Annotated in this window: 1 protein-coding gene; it reads left to right on the forward strand. The window is 34.2% G+C overall.

Going from position 1 to position 225, the window contains the following annotated elements; genetic code table 11:
• Positions 1-113: 113 nt before the first annotated feature.
• Positions 114-225 (forward strand): transposase (locus tag ACYQ4O_RS13230; protein ID WP_460175905.1); only part of this gene is annotated, 112 nt, incomplete at its 3' end.

The raw sequence follows: 225 nt of genomic DNA on the forward strand, positions 1-225 counted from the left end.
AATCTAAAAGCTCGTCTTATCTGCATCTTTGTTTCCTGACTTCCTTGGCAAATTAAAATTTGGTCATGGGCTTAGATACTAATATCAGATACGACAGATAATGTCTTTTGAATTTGCATATTCATTTGGTCTTTGCCACTAAGTACACACGATACGTATTTACCAAACAGATATTGGACGCACTGAAAATAATTTTTCCCTCAGTTTGTAATGATTTTGAAGCTG

The sequence above is a fragment of the Turicimonas sp. TL08 genome (assembly GCF_054660695.1).